The following is a 16235-nucleotide window of genomic DNA, read 5'->3' as shown; positions in this document are numbered from 1 at the left end:
TTTCATCCCTTTCGGCGAACAACAATTTTTGCAGGTTGATTCCCCTAAAAACTGCATAAACAGTGTTTTGGAATATAAAAAGGTGAACCTATTAGTAACTAATTTAACGCGAAAGTTCCATCGGCATTTTGATAAATATGCGATATTTTTTAAGCATTTAAAAAAAACGCTTTTTCCCTCCCCAATTAGGGATATGACCATAGGTCATATTTTAAAATGACCATGAGTCACAACAATTGTATGTCAATAAAATCTTAGTGTTAGACAAAATTTGGTCAAATTAAACATTCGCCCTTTAAAAACAATAACGATTAGATCCATTCACTCATAACAACGTGGGTTTTTATTTTTACTATGTCATTTGTTGCATCTAACGACTCTCTTATTTCATGGATTCGTTGCATTGAATTTGCCCTCACAAAAACCAATAAATCCATATCACCTGTTATGCCATGACATGTCACAACTTCCGGAATTTTTTTAATTTCTGGGATGACTTCTGAACACCTTGCACATTGATGTTGGATTTCAAAATAAACACTAACGCCGTCTTTTTGAGATTCGGTCAATAGCACTTGATAACCTTTGATAATATTACGTTGTTCAAGTTTTTTGATCCGCTCAGTGACCGATGAACGCGACAAACTGACTTGTTCAGCAATAGACGAAATACTCGCCCGGGCGTTTAACCGGAGCATTTCAATTATGTGTTGATCAAACTTATCCATACTTACCTTCAAATTGATGGGAAAATTGCATTATGCCTGCAAATTGACGGTCAAATTAGTTTTTTGTTGTTAATTTACGTCGATATGTAAAAGTAAACTCCCTTATACTTTACTCAAATTCAATAATGATGTTGGAACAACGATGAGTCACGCAGGAACATTAGGTGTATGGCAGGGAGCTGGATTACTCGCTACGACACTATTAGGAACAAGTGTTTTTATACTACCGGAAATGACAATTGAAATCGCAGGGGTCAATGCGATTTGGTCATGGACATTTTTGACTTTGTTTATTCTCCCCATAGCGCTTGTTTTTGCAAAGTTGTCGGGGCAATTCCCACATGCCGGAGGACCTGCTAATTTTTGCGAACTTGCTTTTGGAAAAGTTGTTGGTCGTTCTATTGGACTCATATTTTTATTGGTTGTACCGCTAGGCGCCCCTGCTGCGCTGATTATGACATTCCAATTTGTTGATACACTATTGGAATTGAGTGACATTTCAGGATTGATGGTTCAGTACCTCTTTTTATTAATTATATACTTACTAAATATACGCGGTGTTAGTTTATCCGCGACTATTCAATTGGGCCTGACATTAACAATATCCGCTTTGGTAGGGATCTTGTGCTTAGCGTATTTCCTGTCTGCTGATACAGTAAACAACATAACGCCCGCTCTTATAACGGATACTAAACCAATAAGTACCATGTTTAGCGCAGCAGCATTAGCGTTTTGGAGCTTTTTAGGAATAGAAGCCATGGCTCACATGTCGTCGGAATTTAAAGACCCCAAAAAAGATTTAGTCCCAGCGATTGTACTTGGAACCCTATTAGTTGGTGTGATTTACATCGCCTGTACCTTTTTAGTTGCCCATGTAAGTTCACAATCAACCTTAGCGATGGTGGATATATTTGATACGTTGCTAGGTGGCTATGGAAATATCGTGATCTGCTTTTTAGGGATTGCAGGCGGTCTTGCCACCGTTAATGTATATACGGCTAGTTGCAGTAAATTAATGTGGAGCTTCAGTCATAACGGAGTATTACCACCGCTTTATCAACAAAAGAATTCATCTGGTACAGCTCAGATTGCCCTGCGCCACATAGTGCTTTTAATGGCCGTGGTGTTAACGGTATCCCATTTATTTAAACTAGATTTGGCGGTGTTAGTCGGACTCTGCAATGGTGTTTTTGTCGTGATTTATTTAACTTCAATGTTTGCTGCGTTTAAATTATTACCTAAAAAGTACTTCTGGCTCGCATCTATCAGTATTATCGTGTGTTTAACACTGGCTTTTAGTTTGTCTTGGCAAATGGCTTACGCATTGATTTTATTGATTATCGTTGCACCGTTAGCAAAAAGGAAACATTCAATAATTTCAACTACATAATAACGTTATACAATCACCAAATATGGTTTATACTTTTCAATTGTCGACGTAAGCTGAAACATTTTTCAGTTTACTTCGGTCTAGTTAATCGTATGTATATACATAAACAAGGTGGGTTAGTTTGGAATTAAATAGTGCAATCCTAAAACGTAATGCAGGTTTAATTTATGGTGTCATCATATTATTAGGAACTATTCTTTCCGGTATTGTTTATAACTCCACTCAAAATATCAAACAAAATGCCCTACTGCTTGTCGACCATGAAATTAAAGTGTTTGAGCGTTTACAAAATCTAAATTCGTTATTTATAGAGCAGGAGCTTTATCTAAACGAATATTATGCAAATCAAAATCGTGAAGTATACCAAACTAACTTTAACGCAACTGCGGATAAGGTGTCCTCAGATTTAGTCGAATTAGCCAAAGTTGGTGTCGGATTAGAATATATAAATCAACTGAGTTTAATCCAATTAGAAACTATAAAACTTGCTTCCGAATTTGACGATAACATGCAACTTGGTGATGCATCCGACAGCAAAATGTGGGACTTAGCGCGCACCCATTTAGAAATATTGGCCATGTACCGTATTCAAATCAAACCTGTCATAGCCAAAATAACCGAAAGCACCAATGAACGTATCGTCAAACAATATAACAATACTAAGCAAAGTTTAGATACAACCAACCAAATCGTACTGGCATACAGCGTTATGATCATCCTTATCGCTTATTTTGTAGGCCGTGCAATTAGAACGTCAATTATGGTTTCGGTTAGAAACAGAAGACTTGCATTGTTTCCAGAAAGAAACCCAAATGCAATTCTGTCCATTGATGTAACAAATGAAGTTAAATATACCAACCCGGCGATGTTACGATTATTAACTAATTTAAAGATTGATATAGACGAGTTTAAAGAAGTTATCGCAATACCACTCAAAGAAACTAAAAGTAAGGTGTGCACAAACCACGACCAACAAGATAAATTTGAAGTAGAAATTGGTGACAGTACACTTGAATGCAATTTACATTGGTTAAGTGATTTAGAAAATTGGGATTTGCATATTTTAGACATCACCCAGAAAAAACGGGCTGAAGCACAAATGCATTACCAAGCTTTTCACGACATGGAAACTGGGCTATTTAACAAAAACCAATTTTTAGCTGACTTAGAAAAGGTGTGTGATATTGACAAAAACAGTGTCGTCGGTTTAGTTGAAGTCAGACACTACAGCCACTTGATCACCCGCTTAGGTCTTCAACAGACCAGCGAAATCATAGTACAACTTGCTTTGCTGCTGAACAAAGAATTAAAGACACTACTGCAAGACGTCCCTCATACGTTATACCGTACCTCAGACAAACAATTTTCCGTTGTTGTTCAGTCAGATATTTGTAATAGGGAAATTGCCAATTTAGTTAATAAATTAGAAAAAATTATAGAAACGTTTTCCTTTGAAAATACGGTCAATCTAGAATTGGACTTTGGTTTTACGTGTTTTCCAGAACACGCGTCGGAAGCGCAAACCATCGTAAAATCTGCGACTATCGCCTTAGATTCAGCTATAAAAATTGATCATTCACCATTGGTTATTTTTTCAGAGCAATTAGGTGATTCGATATCTAAAGAAATAGAGTTAACCAATGACCTTAGAGTAGCGATTGAAAAACAACAATTGGAGTTGTATTTCCAACCGCAACTGGACATCCAAAAAAACCAAATAATTGGCGTAGAAACCCTAATTCGTTGGCAGTTAAGGGATAAATTTATTCCACCAATTGATTTTATTCCACTGGCTGAAAAGACCGGTTTAATTGTGCCACTTGGAGATTGGATTTTATTAAATGCCTGTAACAAAGCGGCAGCGTTAATCGAACAGGGATATAAAGATATTGTTGTCGCGATAAATATTTCGCCTCAACAATTTAATCACCCTAGTTTCTACGACACTGTTGTCGGTGTGTTAGAAAAAACGCAAGTTCCTGCCGAAAATATAGAACTTGAAATCACCGAGGGTGTCATTATGTACAATGAAACAGATACCATCGCGATGTTACAAAAGCTAAAAGATAGCGGTGTGAAATTGTCTATTGATGATTTTGGTACGGGTTATTCCTCATTAAGTTATTTAAAGCAATTTCCAATAGATAAACTCAAGATTGACCAGAGCTTTATTCGACAAATCGAATTAAACAAAGACGACAAGGCAATTGTCAGTACTGTCATTGAATTAGGGAATAACCTCGGCTTAACGTTAATTGCTGAGGGGGTCGAAGAATTGAGTCATATGGAAATATTGTCTGATTTAGGTTGCCAGGAAATCCAAGGGTATTATTTCAGTCGACCTTTACCGAGCGCTAAATTAGATTTATTTCTTACCGAATTTGGCGCGAAAAACCAACAATCAAAAACGTAACAAGTTGCTGTTTTTAGGGTGGTTTTTATTCCATCAAAAAGCTGGCTGTTCCTTTTAACAGCCAACTTTTGTTGCCGTTCGCACTACCAATTAAGGTACAAAACGGCCACGAGCTGCTACAAACAATTGATACCAATGTTCGCGGGTTAACTCTACCTCAATTACCCGCTGACACGCTCTGATCCTATCAGGATCCACAGTTCCAATTACCGGTTGAATACCTTGTGGCAAACGAGTAAGAAACGCCAGTACAATTGCTTCAGGGCTTGTTTGATATTCAGCAGCTAGTGACGACACTAGCGAAGCGGTCGTAATAATATGCGGAGCTTGCCCGTCTAAAATGCGTCCGCTAAATAAACCTTGGCTTAAACTTCCCCAAGATTGAACTTGAACGTCGTTCAATTGGCAATATTCTAATGTGCCAGCCATCGCATTGTATGTAGCTTCTCCGCCTACATTGGCAATAATGCCCTGATCAATACAATCTAAATGCCCTAAACTGATCTCTAATTGATTGCAAACCAATGGATTTGGTAGTGCTTGCTGCAACAATTGTATTTGCGCACTTGTCATATTAGAAACACCAAACTTGTTAACTTTGCCTTGTTTAATGAGTTGGTCAAATGCAGAAGCCACTTCGTCTGGTTCCATTAATGGGTCTGGGCGGTGCAATAGTAAAATATCTATTTGTTCAATATTTAAGCGCTTCAGACTGGTTTCAACCGAATGTAGTATCCATTCTTTTGAGAAGTCATATCGACCTGGACCTTTATCATCTTCAAATCGGATCCCACATTTAGTTTGGATCGTCATATCTTTTCTAAGATGTGGTCTTTGTTTGAGTACATCGCCAAAGACTTGCTCAGCTTTCCCTCGTGTATAGATGTCAGCGTGATCAAACATTGAGATACCAACCTCTAACGCAGTGTCGATTGCTCTATTTGCGACCGCAACATCATTTAGACTGTAATTAGGTTCATTCCAGTCCCCACCTAAACCCATGCAACCAAAGACGAGTTGACTGCAATGCGGTACTTTTTGAGTTAGAGGTAATTGTTTAGACATGTAAACTTCCTAAGGCTAATCGACTCACTAGCCACGTTATTTAAAAATAGGGTTATAGTATTATGAGTTTGAAAAATAGAAACAGAAAAAACGAAAATACGTATGCATGGTTCTATTTCGTTGAGCTGCGTTACCTATGTAAACCGGAAAAACAATTTTATTATTGCCAAAATCACAGCTCTTAAAATAGAAAAGGTAAAACCTTGGTTTTACCTTTTCAACGATATTTACTCGACATTCTAAATGACTAATTAGTGCTCAGCGCGACCCAAAAATTTAATCTCTGCTGTATTAATTTTTACTTTATCACCAACGGATATATGCTCTGGAACTTGCACCGTCAGGCCAGTAGACATAGTAGCCGGTTTTGTCCTCGCGCTAGCAGAAGCCCCTTTTATAGAAGGATCGGTTTCAGTGATAACTAGTTCCACGTGAGCAGGAAGTTCCACCCCTACAGGTGAACCTTCGATTAACACGACAGAAAGACCTTGTGTATCTTCAGTGATAAACTGGATTTCATCTGCAATGCTTGCAGAATTTAGATTGTATGGCGTGTAATCTTCTGCATCCATAAAGACATACTCATCACCGTCAATGTATGAAAACGTCGCTGAACGTCGTGTCAGATCGGCAAACTTTAACATATCATCGGCTTTAAACGTTTCATCAACCTTACCACCGGTGACTACATCATACATACGCATTCTGTATAAGCTTCCGCCTGCACGCCCCTGCGGAACTGAACGAACAATATCTTTTACGATTAAAACTCGACCATCTATATCGAGTGCGGCATGTTTTTTTATTTCACTAGCTTTAGGCATTACGTTTCCTGTTTAAAAATAAGTTAGCAAGCTGATTGTTAACTCATATATTAATGACCAAAATTCAATCAATTACCTATTTATAAGTAATTTATTTTTTAGGCCAAAATTGATTTTTTAGTCTAAGCTCATTAAGAGTAAATTCAGGAAAGCGTAAATGCAACTTCGAATAGGTATGATCGTCGGTTTTATCCTCTTTTGTTTCGTTTTTTCAACCCAGTTACATGCGGAACGTGTAAAAGTTAATGCTATCTATGTTCCTTTAGCTGATCACTATGCGGCAATTGTGGCGTTTGAAAAGTATGCGGAACAAATGAAATATGCTGATTTTTCTATCCAGCAAATGAAAAATTGGGACTTGTTAAAAACAAAATTTTTGGAAGGCAATACCGAAATAGCTTTTGCAATGGCGCCTTTGGCGTTAAACATGTTCACGGAAAGTCCAATTTTTAAATGGATAGGCTTGATGCATCGTGACGGCAATGGATTAGCAATCAACAACGTGCTTGCCAATCAACTGGAATTGCCCGATGACCACAACGAACGCAAACCCAGTCATGACCTTGCCCAAATTGTTAAATCCGAAATAAACTCAAATCAGCGAGTCCTAATTGGCGTACCACATTTGCAGTCTTCGCATGCCGTAATCTTGTTTCATTATCTTAAAAACAACAATTTACTTTTGAGTTTCAAGCCTAATTTTAACGACCAAATATTAGCGATTGCCGTTAACCCTGCAGAGTCACTCAACTTTTTACGTGGCAACAACAATTTAAACAGGCCAGTAGCCATTGAGCAGTCTTTACCATGGATAGATGTTGCCGAATCACAAAATGTTGGCAAAGTCGCATGGTATTCAAAAGATGTTTTAAACACGCAAAACGGCCATGTGGAATGTATTGCCCTTGCAACAAATATCGCGCTCGAAACTAAATCAAAAGCCATAAAAGAGGTTTTTTCTATGATTAAGAAAGCGGGTAAATATATCGAAGAAGCAAGAAACGGTGATCCAGAAAAATTAAATGAAATCATTAAAATGGTACAAAAACATATCCCCGCTCATACAACGGAAGCAATTAGGTTAAGCCTAGATCCGACATTACGTGTGATTAATTACGAACATTTAGATATTGATAAACCGGGACTTAAGTTAATGATGAATTTAGGGTTAGAGAGCGGCACGATAACTTCACCAGTCAACATTAATAATTTTGCAGCTAAAGAATTTGATACTTTATCAGTAGCGGGTAACGATGAAGACAATTAAAAAGAAATTTACTTCGATAAACCGTTCTATATTAAGTTGGCTTTTAATCATAAGTTTAATGCCCTTAATTGTTGCCGTCTCGATTAACTACAACTTAGCGAGTGGCCAAATAAAGCAAGAAGTTGTAAAACACCTTGTGAGTAAAGCGTCATCACAGGCTTCTTTTATTAACAATTGGTTTCAATATCGATTTATGGACGCTAAAGATATTTCATCAAGTCCTTCAACAATTTCTTTATTGTCTGAACTCATCGAGCAACATAAAAACCAAGCGTCAACCATACAAAATTTCACAAAAAGTTATCAGCACCAACTCGTTGTGTCTAAGTACAAAGGCTATTTCACAAAGCGATGGCTTGATTATGATTATATTGCAGATTTAATTTTGGTCGACGGTAAAGGCAATGTTTTATTTTCGTTAGGTGATAATACAACGCTAGGTTCTAATCTTTTTACCGGTCAATATTCCGGTACTTTATTGAGTAACGTTATGCAAAAATCCTTTGCAAATGGCAGCGTTAACTTTTCAGACTTGTTTGAGAATCCAGCAAATAAGCACCATCTAACAGGCTTTATTACGTCCCCAGTTTTAGACAATAAGGGACATAAAATGGGCGTTATGGCCATGCAACTTAAAATGGACAGGATCCAACGGACGATTGAGTTATATAAAAATGTCGGCACAAATAATTTTATTGTCAATCAAGACCGAAAATTAAAAATGCACTCTGAGTTCGGTTCAAACATTAAATTTGAAAAAGTTATTCCGCAGCCATCAGACGACAACAAAGTCCAATATAATATACGCGACACAAAAATCGAATTATTTGATACCTTGGGATTATTTTCCAAACCGGTAATTTCCGTTCATAAAGACATTACCATTGGCGATGTCAATTGGGTTGTGGTGAACGAAACTGAAAAAGGTTATGCCTTTAGTAGTAACGATAAAATCATCACAATATCTATCGCTATGTTAATTTTAACCACCATACTTGTCGCAGCATTTTCAATCTATATTTCATCGCAGCTCACCTACCCTATCGAAATACTTAACTTAGTGGTTCAACGTTTCCGTGAAGGAAAAAATGTTAGTAAAAACCTCGTTTATAGCAATAACGAAATTGGTCAGCTATCTAAAGCATTTAATGACTTGATTGTTGAACGTCAACATCAAGAAAGCATCATGAACGAAACATTAGATGTGCAACAAGCAATTTTAGATAACTTGGGCGAAGCCCTTATCATGATTGATGATAAAGGTTTAATCCAAAAATTCAGTCGCTCCGCTGAAAAACTATTTAAATATACAGAGTCAGAAATGATCGGCGCAAACATTAGTAAGCTAATGCCTAAAAACGTCGCAATACACCACGACCATTATTTAAAAACACAGGACGACAATATCAATCGAAATATCATTAATACAACAAGGTTGGTAAAAGGCGTTGATAAAACTGATAAAGAATTTGATATGGAGTTGGTTGTTACAAAAATTGTTGTCGGTAACCGAAAGCTCTTTATTGGTTTGGTTCGAGACGTCTCTGCTCGGCAAGAAACACAGCGGAAATTAGTAAAAGCGCTAGAGGAAGCTGATGTGGCTAATCAAGCCAAAAGCGAATTTTTGGCCAATATGAGTCATGAAATAAGAACGCCAATGAACGGGATTTATGGTTCATTGCAGTTGATTGAAGAACAAGTAGATGACTTGATGGTTAATGATTTAATTGAAAACGCTTTGTTTTCGTGTCGATCTTTACTCACCATTATTAATGACATTCTGGATTTTTCAAAAATAGAGGCTGGTATGTTAAGCCTCGAAGAAGTTCCTTTTGAAGTTAACAAAATCGTTAAAATGGTACTTAATGACATTAAACCTATCGCCGTTGAAAAAGGTCTCGAGGTCATTTTCAAAAAAGACACAGACTTTAAAGATGGTTGGATTGGGGATCCTATCCGAGTTAAACAAATATTGTTAAACCTGGCATCTAATGCAATTAAATTCACCGAGAAAGGCCACGTACAAATCAGCGTTTCATCTGACTTAGACCCATGGGGAAATCCTCGACTTAAAATAAACATATTTGATACCGGCATTGGTATGTCTAAAGCCGGACTAGCTCAATTATTCAAACGATTTGAACAAGCAGACCGTTCGACGACTAGAAAATATGGCGGTACCGGTCTAGGAATGGCTATCACTAAAAATTTATTACAAATAATGAATGGTGAAATTGAAATTAAGAGTGAATCTGATGTTGGTACTCAAGTGTATTTAACATTACCCCTAAGTAAAACCAATGTTGAAATTAAACACGAAGACAAGATTGAAACTGAGTTGGTTACTCCAAACCTTGCTGGTAAAACGATACTATTAGCCGAAGACAATATGATTAATCAGGTTGTATTCAAGTCAATGATGTCAGCAACAAATGCTAAAATTATCGCCGTAGAAAACGGTAAACTGGCTGTAAAAGCGTTTATCGAACATAAGCCCGACCTTGTATTTATGGATATTCAAATGCCTGAAATGGACGGTATTGATGCGTGTTTAGAGATAAGAAAAATTGATAACAATTATACGCCGATCATCGCGTTAACAGCGAATGTCATGAAAGAAGACATCGACAAATATGAAAAAGTTGGCTTTGATGGACATATAGGGAAACCCATTGAACTCGCAATCCTGTATCGTTTAACTCAACAGAATATTGATTCACAAGGCTAAACTCGAATCAATCTGCGTGATCAAGACGCCCTATATAAGCGCCTTGAATAAGCTCATAGCAGTTATTTGTTGCTATTTAACGCATTAAATTTCGCCATTTGCTCTTCCGTTGCAGGTAATTGATGTTTTTCTTTCCATTCAGAATAAGGCATACCATATACACTTTCACGAGCCGTATCCATGTCAATATCGACGCCTAATTTTACGGCTTCAGATACCGTCCACTTAGAAAAACAATTGCGACAAAACCCAGCCAAGTTCATAAGTTCGATATTTTGAACATCTTTACGGCTATCTAAATGGGCTAATAAACGGCGAAAAACCGCGGCCTGGATTTCTATTTCTTTATCCATGATCATTACTCTCTTTAACTATCAAACAATTGGGTTGGTTTTTAATACTTATCTATTTGCGAAATGGCCTTCAGTCTAAAAATGACAGAATAACTAGCCCCACCTGCAGGTGAAGATGGCGGGTATTTCTGCGTTATTCTCTAATAACAAAACATCAAATTTAAAATAGATGTTTGAAATGTCGATTTACTTCTCGCAATCTGTCGTTTGTGCTGACATCTCATCAGTCGACACTTCAACTCTATCGGCTTTCGATATGTACTTAGGCTTAGGGTTTTTATGCAACTTTGCGTTGCGCTTTTTAGCTTTTGCCTTGAGTGTATCATTGATCTTTTTACGACGGTTCATAGCGTCAGTTCTCTCATCTATCGATTATCAGTCTTTACCACTTAACCATGGATTTACAGCACTAAATGTCTCTAAATAAAGACCTTCGACCTTTTCTCTTGCCCAAGGTGTTTTGCGTAAAAACTTTAAACTGGATTTAACCGACGGATCTGAAGTAAAACAATTAATTTTAATTAATGTACCTAACTTTGGCCAACCATAATAGTCAACCAACTTGGTCACTATTGTCTCTAATTTAAGCCCATGAAGTGGGTTGTTTGGCTGGTTATCCATATAATAATCGACTCTCTTTAATTAACTGAATATTAACGCTGTTAAGTTAGCTTCCTAAAACGCGCGGCAATATATCACAATTATCGTTTAAATTGGGTAAATACCAACACTCAAAAATAACAGATGGCCAACAACTGAGGTTGTATGGCCATCTACGATGCGCTGATTGTTTATGACAACTAAACGCGAATTGGATACCAGTTAGACACTAACCGGTATTACGCATCCCAGTTGCAATACCAGCCATAGTGTACATCAACAATTGTTCATACGTCGGATGTTCTGGGCTTTGACGTAACCGCTTTAACGATTCGATCTGCATTAAATGAAGTGGCAATAAATACGGTTTACGCACTTCAAAACTCTGTAAGTTCCACGCATCTTTTTGTAAAGCTTGCTTTTGACCCAATAAAGCCAATACCGACGCTTCATCCGATTTTAGTTGTGAACGCAACTCTTCACCTAACACTTGTAACTCTGGCTCAACAAGACTTTGGTCATATAACGACGACACTGTACGGTCTGATTTCAAATAAACCATTTCGGTCAATGAAATACGAGCTTTAAAATATGGCCAATATTTTAGCATCTCACGCATCGTATCTGTATTCTCTGCTAATTGCTGTTCAATCGCTTTACCTAACCCCAACCAACTTGGAACAACTAGACGATTTTGACTCCATGCAAATATCCAAGGGATCGCTCGTAACGACTCAATACCACCGTCTTGGCGACGTTTCGCTGGGCGTGAACCTAGCGGTAAAGCAGATAATTCTTGCTCAGGTGTCGCTTGTCTAAAATATTTTACAAATTCAGGACGGTCTTGAATATAACTACGATATTGCTCACAACTACTCTGCGCCATAGTATCCATTAGGTCACGCCATTCCGTTTTGGGCTCCGGTGGTGGTGTCACTAAGCTTTCTAATATGGCAGATGCATAAAGGTGCAAACTTCTGACCGCCAAGTTAGGTAAACCAAATTTGTATCGAATGGTTTCCCCCTGCTCAGTCACGCGTAAACCGCCATCGAGTGTACCTGGAGGTTGTGACGCAATCGCCGCATGTGCTGGACCGCCCCCACGGCCAATTGTACCGCCCCGCCCGTGGAATAACTTAAGGATGGTGTCATGTTCTTTAAATACTTTAACAAGCGCTTCTTGTGCTTGATACTGCGCCCACGTTGCGGCTAACACGCCCGCATCTTTAGCCGAGTCACTGTAACCAATCATCACATAATGTTGGCCTTGAATGCCTTTAACATATTGTTCTACTTTCAACACGTCATTCATAACTTGCGCAGCATTGTTTAAGTCATCAAGCGTTTCAAATAAAGGCGCTACTGGCATATCCCAAGTTACACCACAGGCCTTCATAAGTAGCTTAACCAGAAGGACATCACTCACTTCGCTGGCCATTGAAATAATGTAGATACCGAGTACTTCTTGAGGTTGGCTTGCCACCATTTTGTATGTATCGATAACTTCTTTAACATCGGCAGAAAACGTTATATTTGGTATTAACGGACGATTATTATTGAGTTCAGCAATTAGAAAAGCTTGCTTCTCTTTTTCACTCCACTGTTCATAATCCCCTAGACCTAATGCGCGTGTCACTTCGGCCATAGCAGCATTATGGCGCTCACTATGCTGGCGAACATCGAGTTTAACCATCGAGATACCAAAACAATGAATACGTCTGATCACATCTAATATTGAAGAATTGGCAATACGGTGTAAACCATGGCTAATTAAACTCTCACGGCATAACATAAGCGGTTCAAGTAATTCTTCGCGGCTTTCAATCACACCACGTGTCTTACCATTTTGCAGCAATACAATGCTCTGTTTTAACTTGTTAACAACCGCTTTTAGTTGAGTGCGGTATGGACCGATGCGCTCGATGTCAAATGCCATTAATTGTTCAGATGCGACCGACATAGACAATTCTAAATAAAGGTGTTCAAAATCTTTGAGATACAATTCACAGGCTTTTAGGCGGGCATTAATAATCGCTTTTTTACTTAATTCGGCAGTTACAAATGGATTGCCATCTCGATCCCCAGCCATCCAACTTGCTAACGTAATTGGCGCCGCATCAATCGGTAACGAGGTTTTGGTAATTTGTTGAGACAAACCATCCAATTCACGCACAAATCTAGGAACGGCTTCCCATAAGCTATCAGCGATTACTTCTAAGCCCCAACGAGATTCATCTAACGGCGTAGGACGCTCCTGACGTATTTCATTGGTAAACCATGCTTGCTCAATTAACTCGGCAATACGTGTTTGGTCGTCTTGATTATTTTGTAATTCATCAGCGATTTGATGATATTTGTGGATAAATGTACGCCGGTTTATCTCCGTAGGATGAGCTGTAAGCACAAGCTCTACATGCAACTTAGAAAGTGCTTGGTGAAATTTATCCGGATTAACATTTACCAATTTTTCACCCAAAGCTTCTAACGGGTGCGGTAAATCGAGTTGATCTAACCCTTCGTCACTTACCGTATATTGTTGCTCTGCAACATTGGCCAAATTCAAGAACTGGCTAAAGGCCCGAGCATAAATGATCATATCCTCTTCAGAGCATTCTGCAAACAACGCTTGTAACTCTTTTATCACACTCGGATCGTCATTTAGGGCGTCACGTGATTTTAAGCGAATATGCTCAATTTTATCAATCCATTGCTCGCCATGTTCAACAGCAATACTGTTCCCTAGTAAGGTCCCTAATATACGAACGTTTTGTTGTACCGGTTCTAACATGAATGCTCCAATAATGTTGATTACGCTTATTAATTTATATCTTAAAAAACATATTTATTAAATTTAAAACTTGAGCTTGATGTTATTTCAGAATTTATATAATTTAAAATATATATAAACAATACTAACCATAGACTTTTGTATATGATAAATTTCACAAAATCACCAACTTTACGACAGATGCAGATATTTTCTGCGCTCGTAGAAACCAATAGCGTTTCTTTAGTCGCAGAAAAGTTGCATATATCGCAACCCTCAGTATCTATTCAACTCAAAAATCTATGTGAACAATTAAATACAGAACTGTATGTGGTGAATAATAGAAAAGTTCATATTACCGAAGCCGGTTATGCGGTTTATCAAGCGACCTTAGGCATCGCCAATACCTTTGAAGACTTACACATTAGATTAGATGCGTTTAACGGATTAAATGCAGGTAAGCTACGTATTGCTGTAGTATCCACCGCCCAGTATTTCATGCCTAAGCTGCTTAGCGCGTTTTGCCGAAAGTATCCCAATATTGACGTGCAATTGACCATAAACAACCGCCAAACCGTATTAAAACGTTATATGGAAAATTTGGATGATTTTTATGTATTAAGTCATTGGCCTGAAAACTTGGAAGCTGAAAAAATACCTTTTGTGGATAACGAACTTGTTGTCATGGCAAGTGATACCCATGAATTGACTCGTCAGCCCCACATCAGTTTAAATCGTCTGCAACATTACCCTTTTATTATGCGAGAGCAAGGTTCAGGTACACGCATGAGTATTGATATGTTTTGTCAGCAGCACAATTTAAAACTCAAAGAACGAATGACAATAGAAAGTAATGGAGCGATAAAGCTCTTTGTAGCCGAAGGGTTAGGTCTTGCTATCTTAAGTCGTTCAACGTTAGATCACAGTAATGTCCCTGGATTAACCACCTTAGATGTAGACCAATTTCCAATTACCAACCAATGGTTTTTAGTCCGTAAAACAGGGCGTAATTTATCCTTATTAGCCGAAACTTTTGAAGCCTTTGCCAAATTAAATGTTAATCGACTCTTATCTTCCTCGCAATAATCCACTTAATATATGTCGCCTGAAAAGGTTTATAGCAAAAATTTAACAATTTTTTATTGGCGACAAAATAAACAGCTGTTATTTTTATAAAAGGTTGGTCAATAAATAATATTTAGTCGTAATTGTTTTTAGATCAAAAAAAAGACACTACTGGGGAAGTAAGGACAGTTATTTAAAATAGACTAAAGGGAAATATTATGAAAAAAATTGTGATTATAATAATGGCTATATTGTTGTCATGGTCGTCAAATACATGGGCAAAAGGTAAATTTGGGATTGATGCGTACTCATTAACTAAAGCGGTTTGTTATCAAGGTTCCACTTATAAAAGCACCTTTCAACGAGTCGGAAATAAACGCTGGCAAGAAATTAATGAGCGAGGCTCGCGGATCAACTGGCAAGAACAAAATCGAGATGAATGGTCAGTTTATCTCAACGACCCATCCAGAAAAATGAATTTGCAACTAGACTTACACACCACAAAAGTCAGTTGGGGCTATTACAACCAAGGCACAAATAACGAATTGTGCCGAATAAAATCAACAAACAATCAAGATCGCAGACCTGCACAAACACAATCGCAAGAACAGTTATGTGAATCCATGATCCAAGGGAAAGTTGCTTGGGCACGCGGTGGAAGCCGTTCTTGGAGTCCAACAAACGTTAAAAACTTGTGTAAAAACAGCCCTAATGCCGCTAATACCGTTCAGTGTTTTAAATCTGAAATTAACAAACATAATAATTGGCAACAAGGCATTCAAAATTGCTCAGGCAATAAACGTGCAATTGAAGCTGGTCCAATTTGGAATCAAAACGATGCTAATAATAAATGTAAACAATTAGCGAGTAGAAATGGTGGTACATGGACAGGAAAATGGTGGACAACAATCCAAGGTAAAATGTCCGTATGTGAAATTAAGTTTTAAGCTACATACTTACCACGACGGGAATGAGCTTAGTTATTGCCCACTAAGCTCATTTCGGTCATTAATCGAGGGCGTTCAGAATTCTGTG

At 37.9% G+C, this 16235-nt stretch carries 13 protein-coding genes; 6 read left to right on the top strand and 7 right to left on the bottom strand.

The window, feature by feature from the left end:
* Positions 1–311 precede the first annotated feature (311 nt).
* Positions 312–728 (bottom strand): Lrp/AsnC family transcriptional regulator, encoded by a 417-nt coding sequence (locus KO525_RS05370; RefSeq protein ID WP_215962769.1) that lies wholly within the window; start codon positions 726–728, stop codon positions 312–314.
* Between the two features lie 142 nt (positions 729–870).
* Between KO525_RS05370 and yjeH the strand changes: the two genes are divergently transcribed.
* Positions 871–2118: an L-methionine/branched-chain amino acid transporter gene (gene yjeH / locus KO525_RS05365; protein WP_215962768.1), complete on the top strand. Its 1248-nt coding sequence runs from the start codon at positions 871–873 to the stop codon at positions 2116–2118.
* 121 nt (positions 2119–2239) lie between these two features.
* Positions 2240–4531, top strand: coding sequence for a bifunctional diguanylate cyclase/phosphodiesterase (locus tag KO525_RS05360; protein ID WP_215962767.1), 2292 nt, complete (start codon positions 2240–2242; stop codon positions 4529–4531).
* 90 nt (positions 4532–4621) lie between these two features.
* Here KO525_RS05360 and KO525_RS05355 read toward each other — a convergent pair whose 3' ends face one another.
* Together KO525_RS05355 and yeiP are read right to left on the bottom strand one after the other, a co-directional pair.
* Positions 4622–5596 carry an aldo/keto reductase family oxidoreductase gene (locus KO525_RS05355; RefSeq protein WP_215962766.1) on the bottom strand — a complete coding sequence of 325 codons (975 nt, stop codon included), beginning with the start codon at positions 5594–5596 and terminating at the stop codon, positions 4622–4624.
* 251 nt (positions 5597–5847) lie between these two features.
* Complete coding sequence (gene yeiP / locus KO525_RS05350) at positions 5848–6420, bottom strand: elongation factor P-like protein YeiP (RefSeq protein ID WP_215962765.1); 573 nt, start codon at positions 6418–6420, stop codon at positions 5848–5850.
* Between the two features lie 157 nt (positions 6421–6577).
* Between yeiP and KO525_RS05345 the strand changes: the two genes are divergently transcribed.
* Both KO525_RS05345 and KO525_RS05340 read left to right on the top strand, forming a co-directional pair.
* The gene (locus tag KO525_RS05345) at positions 6578–7687 is read left to right on the top strand and encodes an ABC transporter substrate-binding protein (protein ID WP_215962764.1); all 1110 of its coding nucleotides are present in this window, start codon (positions 6578–6580) and stop codon (positions 7685–7687) included.
* Positions 7674–10415: an ATP-binding protein gene (locus KO525_RS05340; RefSeq protein WP_215962763.1), complete on the top strand. Its 2742-nt coding sequence runs from the start codon at positions 7674–7676 to the stop codon at positions 10413–10415. Before KO525_RS05345 ends, KO525_RS05340 begins: the two co-directional genes overlap by 14 nt.
* A 62-nt stretch (positions 10416–10477) precedes the next feature.
* On the opposite strand, the gene KO525_RS05335 is transcribed toward KO525_RS05340, so the two are convergent.
* From KO525_RS05335 to ppc, 4 genes are all read right to left on the bottom strand, one after another.
* Positions 10478–10768, bottom strand: a complete 291-nt coding sequence (locus KO525_RS05335; RefSeq protein ID WP_215962762.1) for a DUF1244 domain-containing protein — start codon at positions 10766–10768, stop codon at positions 10478–10480.
* Between the two features lie 186 nt (positions 10769–10954).
* A complete protein-coding gene (locus KO525_RS05330) occupies positions 10955–11116 on the bottom strand; it encodes a DUF2986 domain-containing protein (protein WP_215962761.1) in 162 nt (53 codons plus the stop codon).
* A gap of 27 nt (positions 11117–11143) precedes the next feature.
* A complete protein-coding gene (locus KO525_RS05325) occupies positions 11144–11389 on the bottom strand; it encodes a VF530 family DNA-binding protein (RefSeq protein ID WP_215962760.1) in 246 nt (81 codons plus the stop codon).
* 208 nt (positions 11390–11597) lie between these two features.
* Positions 11598–14156: a phosphoenolpyruvate carboxylase gene (gene ppc, locus KO525_RS05320; protein ID WP_215962759.1), complete on the bottom strand. Its 2559-nt coding sequence runs from the start codon at positions 14154–14156 to the stop codon at positions 11598–11600.
* 144 nt (positions 14157–14300) lie between these two features.
* On the opposite strand from ppc, the gene KO525_RS05315 reads away from it, so the two are divergent.
* Positions 14301–15221, top strand: a complete 921-nt coding sequence (locus KO525_RS05315; protein ID WP_215962758.1) for a LysR family transcriptional regulator — start codon at positions 14301–14303, stop codon at positions 15219–15221.
* A gap of 197 nt (positions 15222–15418) precedes the next feature.
* Positions 15419–16147: a mannan-binding lectin gene (locus tag KO525_RS05310; RefSeq protein ID WP_215962757.1), complete on the top strand. Its 729-nt coding sequence runs from the start codon at positions 15419–15421 to the stop codon at positions 16145–16147.
* Positions 16148–16235 lie beyond the last annotated feature (88 nt).

Source organism: Psychrosphaera sp. B3R10 (assembly GCF_018861025.1).
In the GTDB taxonomy this organism is placed as follows: Bacteria; Pseudomonadota; Gammaproteobacteria; order Enterobacterales; family Alteromonadaceae; genus Psychrosphaera; species Psychrosphaera algicola.
The sequence above is the reverse complement of the archived record's forward strand: the minus strand, read 5'-3'. Positions and strand labels throughout refer to the sequence as shown.

What these genes read in the sequence shown, in the direction of transcription:
- KO525_RS05370 (WP_215962769.1), bottom strand. Translation starts at nt 728, where the DNA reads ATGGATAAGTTTGATCAACACATAATTGAAATGCTCCGGTTAAACGCC.
- yjeH (WP_215962768.1), top strand. Translation starts at nt 871, where the DNA reads ATGAGTCACGCAGGAACATTAGGTGTATGGCAGGGAGCTGGATTACTC.
- KO525_RS05355 (WP_215962766.1), bottom strand. Translation starts at nt 5,596, where the DNA reads ATGTCTAAACAATTACCTCTAACTCAAAAAGTACCGCATTGCAGTCAA.
- yeiP (WP_215962765.1), bottom strand. Translation starts at nt 6,420, where the DNA reads ATGCCTAAAGCTAGTGAAATAAAAAAACATGCCGCACTCGATATAGAT.
- KO525_RS05345 (WP_215962764.1), top strand. Translation starts at nt 6,578, where the DNA reads ATGCAACTTCGAATAGGTATGATCGTCGGTTTTATCCTCTTTTGTTTC.
- KO525_RS05340 (WP_215962763.1), top strand. Translation starts at nt 7,674, where the DNA reads ATGAAGACAATTAAAAAGAAATTTACTTCGATAAACCGTTCTATATTA.
- KO525_RS05335 (WP_215962762.1), bottom strand. Translation starts at nt 10,768, where the DNA reads ATGGATAAAGAAATAGAAATCCAGGCCGCGGTTTTTCGCCGTTTATTA.
- KO525_RS05330 (WP_215962761.1), bottom strand. Translation starts at nt 11,116, where the DNA reads ATGAACCGTCGTAAAAAGATCAATGATACACTCAAGGCAAAAGCTAAA.
- KO525_RS05325 (WP_215962760.1), bottom strand. Translation starts at nt 11,389, where the DNA reads ATGGATAACCAGCCAAACAACCCACTTCATGGGCTTAAATTAGAGACA.
- ppc (WP_215962759.1), bottom strand. Translation starts at nt 14,156, where the DNA reads ATGTTAGAACCGGTACAACAAAACGTTCGTATATTAGGGACCTTACTA.
- KO525_RS05315 (WP_215962758.1), top strand. Translation starts at nt 14,301, where the DNA reads ATGATAAATTTCACAAAATCACCAACTTTACGACAGATGCAGATATTT.
- KO525_RS05310 (WP_215962757.1), top strand. Translation starts at nt 15,419, where the DNA reads ATGAAAAAAATTGTGATTATAATAATGGCTATATTGTTGTCATGGTCG.